Here is a 17466-nt window from a genome sequence, read left to right on the forward strand (position 1 = left end):
CTACTCTCTTACAACAAATGCACCTGCAAATGCACCACTTGCAGCAAAATCCCTTGCTTCATCTTCACTTCTAAAGCCTGTTAAGAAAACGCGATTTAATCCATCCACTGAGCTTGTGCGTATAGTAGAGCTATAAGTTCTATAAGTTTTATATCTTGCTGCTATCGTTTGTGCTCCAGCTGGGTTTTTAAAGGCTCCAATTTGAACCATGAAATTTCCACCTTCATAAATTTGTCCATTATTTGCAATCTCTCCACTATTTCCATAGTTTACATTAGAATGTACAATATTATTACCCGAATTACTTGATCCAAACCCTATAACCTCAAGCCTTACTGGAGCTGTTCCTGAAGCAATCATATCAATTTGACTGGCAGCTCCTTTTGATAAATCTATAATACGATTATTCACAAAAGGACCTCTATCATTTACACGAACGGTAACTTGACGATTGTTATTTAGATTGGTTACTTTTAAGATGGTATTCATAGGTAAAGTTTTATGAGCTGCGGTTAAAGCATTTTGATTATAGGTTTCACCATTAGAAGTTTTCTTGCCGTGAAAGCCTGGCCCATACCAACTCGCAATACCATCAGCAGTTTCGCCTACTGCTACAACAGTAGGATAATAAGTTTTGCCGTTGATAGTATAAGGCTTCATCGTTCCTTTAGTCCCTGAAGAACTAGGACTACTTTTAAAATCATTTGAAGGATAATACACTTGAGCATTATCCAAGCTAGAAAAAAAACTAGTGCCTAAACAACCACTAAAAAATAAAGCCCCCAAACTAACGGCTGACAACTTTAGTGTAATTGTTTTTATTCGCATTTTTATTCTCCTTGATTGGTATAATTAATTTTTGATTAATGCTAAGATGATTTTTTGCTATTTTATTGAATTCTCGAATTTCATCAACACTTATATTATAATTTTTTGCTATTTTATATAAAGAGTCACCAGACTTAACAATATAAGTTCTTGTCATAGGTATAGTTGTATCAACCTTCGCAAGTTTTTCTGCTTTAAAATTTTTATCAAAAAATGCTACTTTATTAAGTGGTATATACATATAATACCCTTTACCAGGAGGCGTAAAATTATGTTTAAATTGTGGATTATATTTCTTAAAAGTTGCAAGATCCATATTTAAATTTTTAGCTATTTCTTTTAAAGATGCAGAAGAAGGCGCATCAACTTTTGCGAATTCGTTGCTTAAAGCATAATTCATTAAAGACGCATCTTTATCTAGTAAAAAATCCCTATCATTGGCTAAAAAAGCAAGCGTTAAAATTTTTCTTATAAAATTTCTAGTTTCTAAAGAAAGATATTTCTTATCAGGGTTCAATAAAACACTTAAATCATCACTTCCTGCTTGTTTGATAGCTTGTCTTAGTTTACCATTTCCACAATTATAAGCTAAAAGCGCTAAATACCATTTGCCAAATTCTTCTTTTAACTCTTTTAAATAATTTGTAGCGGCATAAGTTGACTTGACCGGATCACGCCTTTCATCAACATAAGCATCAATTCTTAAACCCAAATTTCTAGCTGTTGGTTGCATAAATTGCCAAACCCCTACAGCCTTGGCATTAGAAACGCTATGAGTTTTCAAGCCTGATTCAACCATAGCTAGATACAAAATCTCATCAGGAACTTCCTGCTGGGCTAAAATTTTTCTTATCATAGGAGTAACTTTTGAAAAATTTTGCATACTATCTATTAAAGTTTGAGCGTGTTTTGATTTTATATCTTGTTGAGTTTGCACAAAAATCAAATCACTAATAAAACTTGGATTAATATCCAAATTTCTTAAAACATTCATTTGTCTTTCATAAAATTCAGGAGTATTAATTTGTGCAAAAAGAAAATTAAAACATATTAAAAAACACAATAAAATTTTTTTCATCAATAACCTTTAAAAAATAATTTTTCAGAATTGTTAAAACAAATTTCTAAAAGCTCTTTTCTTGATAATTTCAATACTTCACACATTTTGTTTGCTACAAATTGAGTTAACAAAGGTTCATTTCTTTTACCGCGATAAGGCTCTGGAGTAAGATATGGAGCATCAGTTTCAAGTAGCAGTCTATCTTTTGGAATTTTAGGTAAAATTTCAACTAATTTCTTAGCATTTTTAAAAGTTAAAACTCCTCCAATACCAAAATAAAATCCTTCTTCAAAAAGAGTTAGCAAATGCTCGCTTGCATTAAAGCAGTGTAAAACTCCTCCTAAAAGATCCTTAGAATACCCATGTAAAACCTCATAAGTATCATGATTTGCTTCTCTTGAGTGGATGATAACAGGTTTTTTAAATTCAATAGCAAGTTCAAGCTGTGCGATAAAAATCTTTTTTTGATTTTCTTTTTCTTTTTGAATTTCTTCAGCAAGATCACTTTTAAAACGAAAATAATCAAGCCCACATTCACCTACAGCTACACACTTTTCATCGCATAAATACTGCCTTAAAATTTTCTCATCATAATTATCAATTTCATAAGGATGCACCCCTGCTGCAAAAAAAATATTTTTATATTTATGAGCAATTGTAGCTGCATAGGGCAAATCTTTTATATCAGCACCAGGTATGATGATTTTCTCTATACCATTTTTAAAAGCACGATTTAAAGTTTCATCTAAATCATCTTTAAATGCTTCACTGTCTAGATGGCAATGCGTATCAACAATCCTTAAACCATCTTGAAAATCAAGATTTAAGAACATACTTCAACTCTATCCTTGCCATTATCTTTTGCTTGAGACAATATTTTACTTGCTTTATCAACCAAAGAATCAATCTTATCTCCACTTTTTCCAAAAACCACGCCTATAGAAGCTGTAAAAAAGATTTCATCTAAATTAACCAAAACACCAGCCTTTTTTATATTTACTCGTATACGAGAAAAGATTTTAATCGCTCTTTCTTGGGATATATTTTTAAGTAAAATACAAATTTTTTCTGCACTATATCTACCTACAAGATCTCTTCCTTTAGTTTCATTAACTATTTCATTAGCGCAGATTTTAATTACTTCATCGCCAACTTCACGGCCGTATTCATCGTTAATCATTTGAAGATTATCTATATCTAAGAAAGCAAAAGCAAATTCCTCGTCTTTTGTCGCTATTTCATTAAAATAATCATCTATTCCATCGATTAAGGCATTATAATTTTTAACCCCAGATACAGGATCTAAAACATTATAAGTGCTTAAAAATTTTTTATCATCCATATAAGATAAACAACGATCTAAGCGGCAATTAAAGCTTTCTTTACTTAAAGGCTTGAACAAATACTCATTAACTCCATTTTTAAAAGAATTCGCTTCAAATGAATCATTATGATCCCCCAAAAGAATCACACCTAATTCATCATCACTAAAACGCTCTCTTACTTGAGTTAAAAGCTCAAAACCACTAATTACTGGCATATTGACATCTGCTATAATAAGCTTAACATCATTATTATCATTTAAATAACTCATTGCTTCTTCACCATGAGCTGCAGCTAAAACATTAAATTGTCTTTGAGTAAGTATTTTTTTAATTTCATTACGTTCAGGTAGCTTGCTCATAGCTAAAATCACTTTAGTTTTTGCATATTGATTAAGTTTTATAATAGAACTAATAATCTCATCAATGCAAGTTTCACTTTCTTTAAAAATATAATCTAATATATCTTTATCCATAAATTTTTCTTTAGTAGCCTTATCACCACTAGCCGTAAGAACAATAGCAGGAATTTTCTTTTCTATAACATAATCCACAACTTCACCATTTGGGGCATCTGGCAAACATAAATCCACAAAAGCTAAAAAATAATTATTGTTCATTAACTCCTTAGCTTCAGCAAAACCAAAAGCAATATCTACCTCATAATCTAAAGTCATTTGAATTTTTTTAGCCAAAAGTTTGCCGAGCATTTTATTATCATCAATAATTAAAATTTTCTTATTCATAGTGCGTAAAATACCTTTATATCTAAAAATTTTTAATATATTTATTTCAAAAGAAAGGAAATTTTATAGTTATATATTTTAACATAGTAAAATAAAAAATCCGCTTAATTCTTAAACAAGGTCTTAGCAAATTCGATTGCTTCATCACTAACAAGCTCTCCACTTACCATCCTAGCAAGCTCTTTAATTCTTTCTTTTTGATCAAGCTTTTTTACCTTACTTTCTTCGCCATTTTTTTCAACTAAAAAATGATTATGTGCCTTAGAGGAAAGTTGGGGTAAATGAGAAATAGCAAAAATTTGATAAAACTTAGAAAGCTCCTCTAAAACCTTAGCTATACTCATAGCCTCTTTTCCACTTAAATTTGCATCGATTTCATCTAAAAATAATATCCCTTTACCTGCATTTAAAATTTTACATTCTGTAGCTATAAAAGCAAGTCTTAAGCGATTTAATTCACCTGAACTTAAATTTTTTAAATGAGCTAAATTAATATCTAGCATTATCTCATCTTTGCCTAAAATTGAAATTTTTCCACTTTCTTTAAGCGTCAAACTTGCATCTTTCATATAAAGTTCTTTAAGATAATTATTTAAACATTTTTCTAATTTTTTAAGGTTTTTCTTTCTTGTTTGAGTTAAAATTTGTGCTTTTTCTTCTAATTTTTGTTTTGATTCTTGAAATTTTTTTTCAAGTTCTTTTTTTTCAAAACTTAAATTTTCATAATGTTCTAGTTCATGTTTTTTTTGTTTTAAAACTTCTAAAGCATTTTCTATGCTTTCATAACGCTTGATGAGATAGGATAAATTTTCAATGCGATCTAAAAGTGTCTCCACATCAAAATCCAAATCTTCCATTTTTTGATTTTCACAAATCACACGCAATTCATTTAAACATTCACTAAAAAAACTCGCATCAACTTCGCTTAAATTTAAAGCTTCAATAACAACTTTTTCAAGCTCAAAAATACGCTCTGCCTTACTCCAAGCTTCTTCTAATTTATCTTTTTTAGAAAGCTTCTTTTTAAGTATTAAAAGCTCTTCATACTCGCCTATTTTAGGATTAATGCTTGAAATTTTTTCAATTTGTACTCTAGCTAATTCTTTTAATTCTTCTACTTTTTTTTCTTCTTCTAAAATTGCATTAAGCTCATTAGAAATTTGACTATAAGCATTAAAATCTTTTTTAAAATCTTCCAAAAAGGAAACAAAATTTGTATTTTCTTGCATTTCCAAGGCATCTAAGAGATTTAAAAATTTTTCATTTCCAAATTCGTTATTTTCCTTTGCGCTTAAATACTTAATAAAAGTTTTACTTAAATTTTGCAAACTTTTTTTCGCTATGCTTTGATTGTTAATAAAATATTTTGTATTTTTTTCTTTTAAAAGCTTAAAAACATTCTCCTCTTCGCTTTCTATGCCAAAACTTTCTAAATCTAATTTATCATCTAGTTCTATTTCAACAATTTTAGCCTCACTTTCACTCAAAGAAAATGCGGATAAAATTCCTTTAAACAAGACCGATTTTCCAGCTCCACTTAACCCTGTAAAAACGGTAAGTCCTTTAGAAATTTCAAGCTCAGCCTTTTTAAAACCAAGATTTTCTTTCATAAAAATTCTATTTATCATCAATTTCCCCAGTGTAATTTTTCTTTTAAAATTTGAAAATAATCTCTATTTTTTGGGTGAATTAAAGCCACATTTTTATCACTTAAACCCACTTTTATACTTTTAAAATTATTCATTTTATAATTTTCTTGCCCATCAATGCAAAGTATGCAATCCTTTGCCATAATCTCTATTTCAAAACCTTTTGGTAAGACAATAGGGCGTTGTGTTAAAGAATGAGAACAAACAGGAGTTAAGATAAAAGCTTGAGCTAAAGTATAAACTATGGGCCCATTTGCACTTAAATTATAAGCTGTTGAACCCGCAGGAGTTGCAACAATAAGCCCATCTCCAAAATATTCATTAAATTTCTTTTCTTTTCTAAAAACTTCTATATGAGCCATAGAAGCTTGATTATTTTTACTAATAACCACATCATTAAAAGCCAATTTTTCTAAATTTTTTCCTTGCTTATCTTCTAAAAAAACACTTAACAAATAAGGCTTTTCTATTCTAAATTCTCCTTGAAAAAAAGCTTGAAAAAAATTTTCAGCTTCATCAACTTTAAAATCTGTTAAAAAACCTAAATGTCCAGCATGAATTCCTAAAACTGCTTTATCGTATTCACAAGCTTTACGGCATAAAGAAATCAAAGTCCCATCTCCACCTAAAGAAATAACAAAATCAGATATTTTAAACAAATCATCCAATCCATACTTTGGCAAATCTAAAATTTCAGAACTTTCTTTAAACAATACAAGTTCAACTTTATATATAGATAAAATCGATTGAAGTTTTAAAATTTCCTTATCTAAACTCACATTGGGTCGTGTAACAAGTCCAATTTTTTTAATATTTTTATGATCTATTTTATTTTGCATAAAAAATTATATCAAATCTTAGCAAAGCAAAAGAATAAAAATACTATAATTTTGCTCATTATCTTAAAAAATCTTTTTCAAGGAATAAATTTGCGAAGTCATTATAATACAGACTTGGGAATTTCCCATGTTGGTCAAAGCGTTAAACTTTGCGGTTGGGTAAATAGCTACCGCGATCATGGTGGAGTTATTTTTATAGATTTAAGAGATAGAAGTGGTATTATCCAACTTGTTTGCGATCCAAATGATAGTAAAGAAGCTCATGAAATCGCTTCCAATGCAAGAAATGAATTTGTACTTATTGCAGAAGGTACTATTCGTCCACGTGGTGAAGGACTTGTAAATCCTAAATTAAAAACAGGAGAAATCGAAGTAGTTGTTTCTAAACTTACCATAGAAAATGAAAGTGCCGTGCCTCCTTTTGCTATCGCTGATGAAAGTGTAAATGAAGAATTACGTTTAAAATATCGCTTTTTAGATTTAAGAAATCCTAAACTTTATGAAAATTTTGCCCTGCGTTCTAAAGCTTGTATAGCAGCTAGAAATTCTTTGGCAAATATGGGATTTTTAGAAGTTGAAACCCCTATTCTTACCAAAGCTACTCCTGAAGGCGCAAGAGATTATCTCGTACCTTCTCGTGTGCATCAGGGTGAATTTTACGCTCTTCCACAAAGCCCTCAGCTTTTCAAACAACTTTTAATGTGTAGCGGTTTTGATCGTTATTTTCAAATCGCAAAATGTTTTAGAGACGAAGATTTAAGAGCTGATCGCCAACCTGAATTCACACAAATTGATGTTGAAATGAGTTTTTGTGAACAAAAAGATGTGATCAATGTAGCCGAAACTTTTTTAAAAGATATTTTCAAAGCTTGCGGCAAAGAAATTCAAACCCCTTTTAGACAAATGCAATACAAAGACGCTATGGAGAATTATGGCTCTGATAAGCCAGATTTAAGATTTGATCTTAAATTTATTGATGTGATTGATATTTTTGCTAAGTCAAATAATGAAATTTTTGCAAATATTGCCAAAGATACAAAGAAAAATCGCATCAAAGCCATACGTGTTCCAAAAGGCGATACTATTTTTTCAAAAAGACAAATGCAAAGATTTGAAGAATTTGTGCGTAAATTTGGCGCCCAAGGCTTAGCTTTTATACAAGTTAAAGAAGATGGGCTTAAAGGTCCACTTTGCAAATTCTTTAGCGAAGAAGATTTAAATGAGCTAAGCAAACGCTGTGAGCTTGAAGTAGGAGATGTGGTATTTTTCGGTGCAGGAGCTAAAAAAACCGTGCTTGATTATATGGGAAGATTTAGAATTTTCTTAGCCAACGAGTTAAATCTTATAGATCCAAATGCCTTAGAATTCTTATGGGTTGTTGATTTTCCTATGTTTGAGCAAAATGATGACGGAAGTTATTCTGCGATGCACCATCCTTTTACTATGCCAAAAAATATCAATGAAGCTGATTTAGAAGAAATTTCATCTATTGCTTATGATGTAGTACTAAACGGCGTTGAGCTAGGTGGAGGTAGTATAAGAATCCATAAAAACGATATTCAGCAAAAAGTATTTAAACTTTTAAATATAGATGAAGAACAACAAAAAGAAAAATTTGGTTTCTTGCTTGATGCTTTAAGTTTTGGTGCTCCACCACATGGAGGTATTGCTATAGGACTTGATAGACTCATCATGCTAGTTACAGGAGCAAACAGCATAAGAGAGGTTATAGCCTTTCCAAAAACCCAAAGAGCGCAATGCTTAATGACAGATGCACCATCACCTGCTAACAATGAAGCAATGAGAGAATTAGGAATCAAATTAAGGGAGAATATAAAATGAAAGAATTGTTTTTAATCATAGGTGCACCAGGTAGTGGAAAAACTACCGATGCTAGTTTAATCGCACAAGCAGATGCGACAAATATCACACACTATTCAACAGGCGATCTTTTAAGAGCTGAAGTAGCAAGCGGGAGTGAACTTGGAAAAACTATAGATAGTTTTATATCCAAAGGCAATCTTGTTCCTTTAGATGTTGTTGTAAATACTATAGTTTGCGCACTAAAAGCTGCTCCAACTAAAACTATCATCATCGATGGCTATCCAAGAAGCGTAGAACAAATGATGGAATTTGACAAGGTTTTAAGTGAGCAAAATGAAATTTGTCTTAAAGGTGTCATAGAAGTAAGAGTAAGCGAAGAAGTTGCCAAAGAAAGAGTTTTAGGCAGAAATCGTGGTGCAGATGATAATGAAGAAGTATTTTACAATAGAATGAAAGTTTATACAGAACCTTTAAATGAAATTTTAGATTTTTATCAAAAGAAAAAACTTCATTTTATTATCGATGGGGAACGCACTATCGAACCTATCGTTGCAGACATGAAAGAACTGATTAAAAAAATTCAAAGTATATAAGGAGAAAAAATGGATTTAAGCAAAATCAAAATCGGAGATATTCCAAATAAAATCAATGCCGTAATCGAAATTCCATACGGCTCAAACATAAAATATGAAATCGATAAAGATAGTGGTGCTATCATGGTAGATCGCGTTATGGCTAGTGCGATGTTTTACCCAGCAAACTATGGTTTTATTGCCAATACTTTGGCTGATGATGGTGATCCTGTGGATATTTTAGTGCTTAATGAATATCCTATCCAAGCTGGAGCCGTGATTCCTTGCCGCTTAATCGGTGTTTTAATCATGGAAGATGAAAGCGGAATGGATGAAAAACTTCTTGCGGTTCCAAATTCAAAAATAGATGCAAGATATGATAATATAAAAACTTACACAGATTTACCACAAGCAACTTTAAATAAAATCAAAAATTTCTTTGAAACTTATAAAATTTTAGAGCCAAACAAATGGGTTAAAGTACAAGATTTTAAAGATGAAAAAGCTGCAATTGAAATTTTAGAAAAAGCAATCAAAAACTACAAATAATCCCAGCCCTTCAAAGGGCTAAACTCAAGGAAAACTCATAATGAAAAATATCGTTTTAGGTGGTGGTTGTTTTTGGTGTGTTGAAGCTGTATTTGAACGCCTAAAAGGTGTAATTGATACTGAAGTTGGATATAGCGGAGGAAATCCAAATCCTAGCTATGAAAGCGTGTGTAATGGTGATGGTAACATAGAAGTTGTCAAAATAAATTACGATGAAAAACAAATCTCTCTTCTTGAAATCTTAACGCTCTTTTTTAAAATTCATGATCCAACAAGTATAGATAAACAAGGTGGAGATATTGGTATGCAATATCGCTCAATAATCTTTTACGAAAATGAAGAAGATAAAATTTTAGCTCAAAATTTCATCAAAGAACAGCAAAAAATATTTAGCAAAAAAATAGTTACTAAAATTTCAAGATTGCAAACTTACTACAAAGCTGAAAACTATCATCAACATTATTTTATAAATAATCCCGATCAAGGATATTGTCAAGCTGTAATAGCTCCAAAACTGCAAAAAATACAATCAGACTAATTTCATCTTTTTAAGGTTAAAAAAATTTCAACTTTATTCACAGCCTTTTCACGCTGTGATTTTCTTTTCAAAGTACTTAAAAATAGAACTTTAAGCTTTAAAATAAAGAAAAAATTATTTATTGTTTTTTAAGTTTTTTTATGAATTTGTATTTAAATGTGAATAATTTTATTAATTAACATAATTTCCTAAGTTTAGCTATAAAAAATCCATCATAGTCCAAGCTTGGTAAAATCCGTCTGCATTTTGAAATTTCAGCAAATTCTTCACTTTGCCCTGCTTTAGCCTCAACATTTTCCAAATCAATATCTAAAAGCTCTAATTTAAACTCGCTTTTTAAAGCATTCTCTATCACTTCTTCATTTTCTTCCTTGGTAAAGGTACAAGTACTATATACAAGCTCTCCACCTATTTTTAATGCCTTTAAAGCAGAATGTAGAAGTTTTTTTTGAGTTTTTGCAATATTTTTGATTTCTTTATAACTTTTTTCCAAATCAAAACCTATTTTAGCAAAAGTTGAACAAGGTGCATCAAGTAAAATTTTATCAAATTTTAAAGGACATAAATTGCCTATATTTTTACCATCTTTCATAAAAACTTTAGCATTCACGCCGTAATTTTTAAGATTTTTTTGCAAAATAAAAAATCTATCCCTACTCATCTCATTGCAAGCTAAATAACCTGTATTTTGCATAAAATTTGCAAAATTGATACTTTTACCACCCGGAGCTGCACACATATCAAGAACACTTTGCCCTGCTTTAACTTCTAAATTTAAAGCACACAAATAAGAAGAATAATTTTGTATATAAAAGTACGCTTCATTAAAAACTTTCATAGAACTTAAGATGGCTTTATCTTTGGCGTCAAACAAATAACAATAAGCATTGATCTTTTTAAATTTTAAATTTTGTTTTAAAAATTCTTTTTCTAATTCTTCAGTGCTAATTTTTAAAGTATTTGCAAATACGCAAACATTTTTTTCTTGAGTAAAAGAAGATAAAATATTTTGCATTTCATCTTTGGTATAAAGTTTTTCTATTCTAGAGAGCAAAATAATCCTTTATCATGATAAAAGCAGCCAAAGAGTCTAATTTACCATCTTTTTTGTGTGTATTTGCTATGCCGTATCCTAAAGCTTCTTTACTTGTTCCGCTTTCATCTACAAAGCAAATTTCTTTATCAAATTCAAGCAAAGAAACAAAATGCTTAATGCGTCTTGTCATTTCTTCTTCACTTGACCCACCCTTAGGAATACCTACAATGAGTAAAGAAATTTCATGTATTTTAAGTAAATTTTTGATTTCATTAGCGGCTTGATTGCGATTTTTTCTTAAAACTGCATCTAAAGGCAAAGCGATCTTTTTATCTAGGCAAAGCGCTACACCTATGCGTTTTAAACCTACATCTAAAGCCAAAGCTCTCATACTAAAACCCTTATAAAAAGCCCTTCTATGGAAATTTTTCCCTCAAGTTCGTATTCATAAACTTTTTGTCCATAAATTTTTAAAGCCTCATCAACACTCACACCTTTTTTACAAAACTCTAAAAATTCATCTTGATTTGTATCTATACTTGCAAACTCACTTACAAATTCTTTAAAATCACAGATTAACTTTGCTTTATTTTCCTTTAAAAGCAAATTAGTTGCTGTGCTTTCTCCTAGTCTTTGCGGTAAAACATATAAAGGTTTATTGAGTTCTAAAGCAAGTTTTGCACTCTGCATAGAACCACTTTTTATATCTGCTTGTGCAACCACAACAGCCTTACTTAAAGCAATAACCAAACGATTTCTTAGTAAAAAATCATAATTTTTTGGCAAATAATCATCTTCGTATTCACTTAAAGCTAAAGCATTTTCATAAATTTGTTTAATGATTTTTTCATTAGTTCTTGGGTAAATTTGTTCCAAACCATTGGCAAAAATACCTATAGTATTTGGCATAGCCGCCATACTTGCGGTGATATCCACACCCAAAGCACCGCCACTTACCACGCAAAGATGAGCATTTTTAAGCATACTCGCTAAGGAAAAAACACAATTTTTCGTATAAACACTCATACGCCTTGAACCTATAATAGCGATTTTATCTTGTTTTAATAAAGATAAATTTCCTTTATAGTGTAATTTTTTAGGAGGCTTTTTTAAATCTTGAAAAAGCTCTAAAAATTCATCAGGCAAAATTTCACTTGCCATAAATTTCACTCAAATACACAAGATCAACGCCTTTTAACAAATCCTTACTTTGCTCTAAGGCTTTAAAAGTATTTTTCCTAGGATGTCCTATGGCTATAACAAAACCTTTTTTTTGTGCAAGTTTTACTGCACTTTCAAGTTGTTTTTTAACATAATTAACATCATCTTCATTATCCAAAAACACATCTCTTTGTATATAAGGCATACTGAGTTCTTTAGCGATTTTATTTGCCTTAGAATTTCCTATAGTTTTAGAATCTACAAAAAATATATTTTGATTTTTTAAAGCCTCGTAAAGCTTTATCATAGCTTCTTCATTGCTTGTAAATAAACTTCCTGTGTGATTATTGATATATCTTAAATCCTTAAAATCTTTTTTAATTTGCTTAATTTTTTTAAAAATTCTTTCTTTGCTATCATTTGGATTTAAAGTATCAAGCTCGGGTTTATTGTAATTAATCGCTGCTAAAGGTAAATGCACCATATAAAAATCAAATTTTAAAGCAAGTTTTGGCGTTTCGCTATGGTTTTTATCTGGCGGAAAAAAAGAAGGATTTAACTTTAAATTTAAAGCTTTTAAACCTCTAACCTGACTTGCATTTGCCATATCATCGATAATAATGGCAAGTTTTGGTTTTTTAGAAATTTTATTTAAATGAATATCTTCATCAAAAGTTAAATTTTGATCTTGGGTTAAATTTGTATCTTTTGGAATAAAATTTTGTTCTAAACTCTGATTTTGCTCTAAACTTAAATTCTGCTCCACACTGCTTAAATTTTGCTCATTTAAACTTGTGCTTAAATCATCGATTTCTTGAATTTTTTGCTCTAAAATACTTACAGATTTATTATTATCAAACTCATTCTCTTGAAAAATACCAATTTCATAATGATCTTTATTTGATGAAATTAAATCTTCTTGTTTATCAATAAAATAATCCGGCTTAACAGAAGAAACATCTTGGGAATTTTGATATTTTACTACAATTCCCAAAGCTAAAGCTATACAAAGTAAAAAAAGTATAGCTATGATTAAATAACGCTGAATTTGAACTAATTTTTTCTTTGACAATGTTTAGTTCTTATCTTTATCTACTAATTTTTTAGCACTGATCCAAGGCATCATAGCGCGCAAATTGCGCCCTGTTGTTTCTATTAAAGAATCATTCATATTTTTGCGTTCTGCATGCATTCTAGCAAAACCTGCACGGCGTTCTAAGATAAAATCTTTTGCAAAAACACCATTTTGTATATCTTTTAAAACACCTTTCATCGCTTTTTTAGTCTCTTCAGTAATAATCTTTGGCCCTGTAATGTAATCGCCGTATTCTGCAGTATTTGAGATAGAATAACGCATATCTGCAATACCGCCTTGATAAATCAAATCCACAATGAGTTTCATTTCATGCAAACACTCAAAATAAGCCATTTCAGGTTCATAACCTGCTTCAACCAAAGTCTCAAAACCTGCTTGAATCAAAGCACTAAGTCCACCACAAAGCACGGCTTGTTCACCAAAAAGATCTGTTTCTGTTTCAGCTTTAAAGGTTGTTTCTATAATACCTGTGCGTCCACCCCCAATCGCACTTGCATAACTTAAGGCTAAATTTTTAGCATTTTTACTTTCATCTTGATGGATAGCTATTAAACAAGGAGTTCCGCCACCTAAAGTAAATTCATTTCTTACTGTATGTCCTGGTGCTTTAGGTGCTATCATGATAACATCTATACCTTTTGGAGCAACAATTTGACCATAATGGATATTAAAACCGTGTGCAAAAGCTATAGCCTTGCCTTCGCTTAAATTTGGTTTTATTTCGATATTGAAAATATCTGCTTGAATTTCATCAGGAGCTAAAATCATAATCACATCTGCTGTCTTAGAAGCCTCGCTTACACTCATTACTTCAAAACCAGCATTTTTTGCTTTAACAGCACTTACACTACCTTCACGAAGTCCGATAATTACATTTACACCATTATCTCTTAAATTCATCGCATGAGCGTGTCCTTGAGAGCCAAAGCCTATAATTGCTACTTTTTTTGATTTGATTAAATTTAAATCACAATCTTTATCATAATATACTGTAATAGCCATATTCACTCCTTAAAAATTCAAAAATTAAAGGTATTATTATAGCAATTAAAGTATAAATTTCATATTTTTTTTATAAACTTTATGTAAGAATTTTACAAAAAATCATAAAGTATTAAAAGTGAAAGAATTTTTAAACAGTCTTAGTTATGGCATTAGCTCTCACGAAGTAAGCAATGAATTTAAACAAATTTTAAGAGAGCTTTTAGCCAATCACATCATCAAAGAACACAAAAACAAATACTATCTTAACAATGGTTTTGCCTTTGGAGTACTTGATATTTCGAGTAAAGGCACAGGTTTTTTACAATGCTTTGATGAAAGTTTCAAAAAAGATCTTTTGATAGAAAACAAAAACCTAAAAGGCGCAAACTATAAAGATATAGTCGCAGTAAAACTTCTACCTTTAAAGAAAAAACGCCCCAGTGCAAAGGTGATTTTGGTTCTAAAAAGAGCCAATGAAACCTCTTTAGTGATCACCAAAAGGTATGGCGAAGCCGTGCTTGGAATGAATATCAAAACAGGATTAAGCACCACCTTAAAAGCTTCTCAAAAATCCTTAAAAGCACTACCTTTAGCGACAATTTTAAAAATAGAAAATGAAAATAACAATATCATAGAAGTTTTAGGGCATATCCATGATGAAAGCGTAGATGAAAAAATCTCCCTAGCTCTTTTTAATAAAAATAACGAATTTAGCGACGCTTGTATCAAAGAAGCTCTAGCAAACGGTGATAGTGTTGATGCGAGTATGTATAAAAATCGCATGGATTTAAGAGCCTTGCCTTTTTGCACCATAGATCCTATACATGCAAAAGATTTTGATGATGCGATTTATTTTGACACCCAAAAACGAGAAATTTATGTAGCTATTGCTGATGTTAGCGAATATGTTTATGCTTATAGCGCTATAGATAAAGAAGCAAGAAATCGTGGATTTTCTATTTATTTTCCACATATTGCTATACCTATGTTACCGCATCCTTTAAGTGAAAATATCTGTTCTTTAAAACCTCATTTAGATCGCTTAGCGTATTGTTTTAAAATCACACTCGATCATGAAAATAAAGTCATAAAAGAAGAACTTTTTGAAGGTATTATCAATTCAAAACGCCGTTTTAATTATGATGAAGTTGATAAAATTTTGATACAAAAACCTGATTTAAAAGAGCTTTCATGGCTTTATGAGCTTTTTGAAATCACAAAAAATTTACGCAAAATGCGTCTTAAAAATGCCTTTGAATTTCGCACCGAAGAATTAAGAATGAATTTAGATGAAAATTTAAGTCTAAAAAGTACAGTTTTTGAAAAAGACACGCCTTCACATAATTTGATCGAAGATTGTATGCTTTTAGCCAATAAAGCCGCAGCGAAACTCATAGATATAGGTGTTTTTAGAAATCACTTAAGTGCTGATGTAAGAAAAATCGATAAGCTTTTAAATGAATTACGCGAACTAGGCATCGATGTAAATTTTAAGCCCAATCTTCCTGAGCTCATACGCGACATACAAGCTTTAGCCGATGAGTTAAATTTAAGAGCAGAAGTAGATAAACTCATCATCAAAGCACAAAAAAAAGCGGAATATTCTAGCGTCAATGCGGGACATTTTGGCTTAGGTTTTGATAAATACTCACATTTTACAAGCCCTATAAGAAGGTATTCTGATCTTATTTTGCACAGACTTTTAAAAGCCAAGCAAAAAAACGATGAAAAACTTTTTAATTATCTACTTTTAAACATAGAAAGCACTTGTGAGAATCTTAGCACACTTGAAAGAGAGGCGGATAAGGTTGCTTTTGATTTTATGGATAGAAAATTTGCTAGATGGGCAGCTAAAAATATAGGCAAAAAATTTAAAGCTTTAGTTGTCCAAAATGATGGAGTTTGCATAGCCAAACTAGATGATGAAATCAAAGGAGCGGATATAATCCTTTATGATACGCGTGTAAATTTACTAGAAAGTGTTGAAGTGCAAATCATGGAAGCGGATATAGTTATGGCAAAAATTTATGCTAAAATCACCCAAAGACTTATAAAGGAAGAAAATGTATAGAAAAGAGCTTCAAATCTTACTTTCTAAAGATTCAATACCTAATTTTTTCTTTCTTTATGGAGCAGATAATTTTCAAAGCGAACTTTATGCTGAATTTATAAAAGAAAAATATAAGCCCGATGAAACTTTGAAACTTTTTTTTGAAGAATATAACTTCACTCGTGCGAGTGATTTTTTAAGCGCAGGATCGCTTTTTAGTGAAAAAAAATTACTCGAAATTAAAACTTCTAAAAAAATTCCAACAAAAGATCTTAAAGTTTTAGTAGATCTTTGTAAAAACAATACGGACAATTTCTTTCTTTTAGAGCTTTATGATGAAAGTTCTAAACAAAGCGATATAGAAAAAATTTTTTCTCCTCATTTTGTAAGATTTTTTAAAGCTAACGGAGCTAAAGAAGGCGTGGAGCTTTTAAGCATAAAAGCAAAACAACTAGGGGTTGAAATCACTCAAAATGCTTTATTTACTCTTTTTACAAGTTTTGATGAAAACTTGTATCTTGCTGCGAGTGAGCTTAATAAATTTAGTGGTTTAAGAGTAGATGAAAAAACCATAGAACAATACTGCTATAGTTTAAATACAGGAAGTTTTGAAAGCTTTTTTGAGAAAATTTTAAAAAAACAAGACTTTAAAAGCGAACTTGAAAAAATTTTAGATAATTTTAATGAAATTGCTTTAATCAACTCTTTATATAATTCTTTTTATCGTTTATTTAAAATCGCACTTTATGCTAAAATCAATGGCAAAATTGATTTTAAAGAGCTTTTAGGCTACACTCCACCCCCTCAAGTGGGACAAAATTTAAGCTCTCAAGCCTTTAGTTTAAAAATCGAACAATATAAAGAAATTTTCACTCTTTTGCTTAAAAGCGAATACGAGCTTAAAACCAATTCTAAACTCGTAAAAAAAGAATTTTTGATTTCAAATTTGCTTAAACTTGCAAGGATTTTAAAAAGTTAATTTTTAATCTTCAATCCTCTTCACTTCTTTTTAATCGTATTAAAATGATTTAAAATGATTGTATTGTTATAATCTTTGTTGAGTTTTTAAAATACTTTAAAAGAATGATTGCAATCTAAAAAGAGTTTAACAACCTTAACAACATCCATCCTAATAATTTTAAAATTATCAGGATGAAATTTTTAACAAGTAGGAGAGTAAACTAATTAAACTAAGTATGATCTTTTATAAGA

Annotated in this window: 17 protein-coding genes; 6 read left to right on the forward strand and 11 right to left on the reverse strand. The window is 30.4% G+C overall.

Translation table 11 applies throughout. The features are described from left to right. From AJ885_RS01570 to AJ885_RS01595, 6 genes are all read right to left on the reverse strand, one after another. The gene (locus AJ885_RS01570) at nt 1–828 is read right to left on the reverse strand and encodes a septal ring lytic transglycosylase RlpA family protein (RefSeq protein WP_053872258.1); all 828 of its coding nucleotides are present in this window, start codon (nt 826–828) and stop codon (nt 1–3) included. Continuing rightward, on the reverse strand, nt 788–1906 hold the full coding sequence (locus AJ885_RS01575) for a lytic transglycosylase domain-containing protein (RefSeq protein WP_070280614.1): 1119 nt from the start codon (nt 1904–1906) through the stop codon (nt 788–790). The genes AJ885_RS01570 and AJ885_RS01575 overlap by 41 nt, the downstream gene beginning before the upstream one ends. After that, complete coding sequence (locus tag AJ885_RS01580; RefSeq protein WP_070209873.1) at nt 1906–2721, reverse strand: TatD family hydrolase; 816 nt, start codon at nt 2719–2721, stop codon at nt 1906–1908. Before AJ885_RS01580 ends, AJ885_RS01575 begins: the two co-directional genes overlap by 1 nt. Next, the gene (gene cbrR, locus AJ885_RS01585) at nt 2712–3956 is read right to left on the reverse strand and encodes a bile resistance response regulator CbrR (protein WP_044780550.1); all 1245 of its coding nucleotides are present in this window, start codon (nt 3954–3956) and stop codon (nt 2712–2714) included. Before cbrR ends, AJ885_RS01580 begins: the two co-directional genes overlap by 10 nt. A gap of 104 nt (nt 3957–4060) precedes the next feature. Next, a complete protein-coding gene (locus AJ885_RS01590) occupies nt 4061–5584 on the reverse strand; it encodes an AAA family ATPase (RefSeq protein ID WP_002861340.1) in 1524 nt (507 codons plus the stop codon). Beyond that, on the reverse strand, nt 5584–6444 hold the full coding sequence (locus tag AJ885_RS01595; protein ID WP_004305482.1) for an NAD(+) kinase: 861 nt from the start codon (nt 6442–6444) through the stop codon (nt 5584–5586). The genes AJ885_RS01590 and AJ885_RS01595 overlap by 1 nt, the downstream gene beginning before the upstream one ends. Before the next feature lie 90 nt (nt 6445–6534). Between AJ885_RS01595 and aspS the strand changes: the two genes are divergently transcribed. Genes aspS through msrA form a run of 4 tightly spaced genes read left to right on the forward strand, consistent with a single transcriptional unit; the run spans nt 6535 to nt 9927 of the window. Beyond that, on the forward strand, nt 6535–8286 hold the full coding sequence (gene aspS, locus AJ885_RS01600) for an aspartate--tRNA ligase (protein ID WP_070209888.1): 1752 nt from the start codon (nt 6535–6537) through the stop codon (nt 8284–8286). Further along, a complete protein-coding gene (locus AJ885_RS01605; protein WP_002855137.1) occupies nt 8283–8861 on the forward strand; it encodes an adenylate kinase in 579 nt (192 codons plus the stop codon). Before aspS ends, AJ885_RS01605 begins: the two co-directional genes overlap by 4 nt. Before the next feature lie 9 nt (nt 8862–8870). Beyond that, entirely contained in the window at nt 8871–9389 is a 519-nt protein-coding gene (gene ppa, locus AJ885_RS01610) for an inorganic diphosphatase (protein ID WP_002871349.1), read from the forward strand. Nucleotides 9390–9429: 40 nt separating this feature from the next. Continuing rightward, a complete protein-coding gene (gene msrA / locus AJ885_RS01615) occupies nt 9430–9927 on the forward strand; it encodes a peptide-methionine (S)-S-oxide reductase MsrA (protein ID WP_002880375.1) in 498 nt (165 codons plus the stop codon). Nucleotides 9928–10102: 175 nt separating this feature from the next. Here the strand turns inward: msrA and AJ885_RS01620 are convergent, their stop codons facing one another. Genes AJ885_RS01620 through ilvC form a run of 5 tightly spaced genes read right to left on the reverse strand, consistent with a single transcriptional unit; the run spans nt 10103 to nt 14222 of the window. Then, nucleotides 10103–10942 (reverse strand): RsmB/NOP family class I SAM-dependent RNA methyltransferase, encoded by an 840-nt coding sequence (locus tag AJ885_RS01620; protein WP_079860280.1) that lies wholly within the window; start codon nt 10940–10942, stop codon nt 10103–10105. 28 nt (nt 10943–10970) lie between these two features. Beyond that, nucleotides 10971–11354, reverse strand: coding sequence for a Holliday junction resolvase RuvX (gene ruvX, locus AJ885_RS01625; protein ID WP_070280618.1), 384 nt, complete (start codon nt 11352–11354; stop codon nt 10971–10973). Further along, nucleotides 11351–12124 (reverse strand): DNA-processing protein DprA, encoded by a 774-nt coding sequence (locus AJ885_RS01630; protein WP_070280620.1) that lies wholly within the window; start codon nt 12122–12124, stop codon nt 11351–11353. Before AJ885_RS01630 ends, ruvX begins: the two co-directional genes overlap by 4 nt. Then, the gene (locus tag AJ885_RS01635) at nt 12114–13196 is read right to left on the reverse strand and encodes a divergent polysaccharide deacetylase family protein (protein ID WP_070280623.1); all 1083 of its coding nucleotides are present in this window, start codon (nt 13194–13196) and stop codon (nt 12114–12116) included. The genes AJ885_RS01630 and AJ885_RS01635 overlap by 11 nt, the downstream gene beginning before the upstream one ends. A gap of 3 nt (nt 13197–13199) precedes the next feature. Continuing rightward, a complete protein-coding gene (ilvC, locus tag AJ885_RS01640; RefSeq protein ID WP_070280626.1) occupies nt 13200–14222 on the reverse strand; it encodes a ketol-acid reductoisomerase in 1023 nt (340 codons plus the stop codon). A 118-nt stretch (nt 14223–14340) separates the two neighbouring features. Between ilvC and AJ885_RS01645 the strand changes: the two genes are divergently transcribed. Together AJ885_RS01645 and holA are read left to right on the forward strand one after the other, a co-directional pair. Further along, nucleotides 14341–16275, forward strand: a complete 1935-nt coding sequence (locus tag AJ885_RS01645) for an RNB domain-containing ribonuclease (RefSeq protein ID WP_070280628.1) — start codon at nt 14341–14343, stop codon at nt 16273–16275. Further along, on the forward strand, nt 16268–17233 hold the full coding sequence (gene holA / locus AJ885_RS01650) for a DNA polymerase III subunit delta (RefSeq protein WP_070280631.1): 966 nt from the start codon (nt 16268–16270) through the stop codon (nt 17231–17233). Before AJ885_RS01645 ends, holA begins: the two co-directional genes overlap by 8 nt. Nucleotides 17234–17466 lie beyond the last annotated feature (233 nt).

It is taken from the genome of Campylobacter sp. BCW_6464, from assembly GCF_001762775.1.
In the GTDB taxonomy this organism is placed as follows: Bacteria; Campylobacterota; Campylobacteria; order Campylobacterales; family Campylobacteraceae; genus Campylobacter_D; species Campylobacter_D jejuni.

Bases quoted from the DNA above. Each gene is read 5' to 3' on its own strand.
- AJ885_RS01570 (WP_053872258.1), bottom strand. From the start codon at position 828: ATGCGAATAAAAACAATTACACTAAAGTTGTCAGCCGTTAGTTTGGGG.
- AJ885_RS01575 (WP_070280614.1), bottom strand. From the start codon at position 1,906: ATGAAAAAAATTTTATTGTGTTTTTTAATATGTTTTAATTTTCTTTTT.
- AJ885_RS01580 (WP_070209873.1), bottom strand. From the start codon at position 2,721: ATGTTCTTAAATCTTGATTTTCAAGATGGTTTAAGGATTGTTGATACG.
- cbrR (WP_044780550.1), bottom strand. From the start codon at position 3,956: ATGAATAAGAAAATTTTAATTATTGATGATAATAAAATGCTCGGCAAA.
- AJ885_RS01590 (WP_002861340.1), bottom strand. From the start codon at position 5,584: ATGATAAATAGAATTTTTATGAAAGAAAATCTTGGTTTTAAAAAGGCT.
- AJ885_RS01595 (WP_004305482.1), bottom strand. From the start codon at position 6,444: ATGCAAAATAAAATAGATCATAAAAATATTAAAAAAATTGGACTTGTT.
- AJ885_RS01605 (WP_002855137.1), top strand. From the start codon at position 8,283: ATGAAAGAATTGTTTTTAATCATAGGTGCACCAGGTAGTGGAAAAACT.
- ppa (WP_002871349.1), top strand. From the start codon at position 8,871: ATGGATTTAAGCAAAATCAAAATCGGAGATATTCCAAATAAAATCAAT.
- msrA (WP_002880375.1), top strand. From the start codon at position 9,430: ATGAAAAATATCGTTTTAGGTGGTGGTTGTTTTTGGTGTGTTGAAGCT.
- AJ885_RS01620 (WP_079860280.1), bottom strand. From the start codon at position 10,942: ATGCAAAATATTTTATCTTCTTTTACTCAAGAAAAAAATGTTTGCGTA.
- ruvX (WP_070280618.1), bottom strand. From the start codon at position 11,354: ATGAGAGCTTTGGCTTTAGATGTAGGTTTAAAACGCATAGGTGTAGCG.
- AJ885_RS01630 (WP_070280620.1), bottom strand. From the start codon at position 12,124: ATGGCAAGTGAAATTTTGCCTGATGAATTTTTAGAGCTTTTTCAAGAT.
- ilvC (WP_070280626.1), bottom strand. From the start codon at position 14,222: ATGGCTATTACAGTATATTATGATAAAGATTGTGATTTAAATTTAATC.
- holA (WP_070280631.1), top strand. From the start codon at position 16,268: ATGTATAGAAAAGAGCTTCAAATCTTACTTTCTAAAGATTCAATACCT.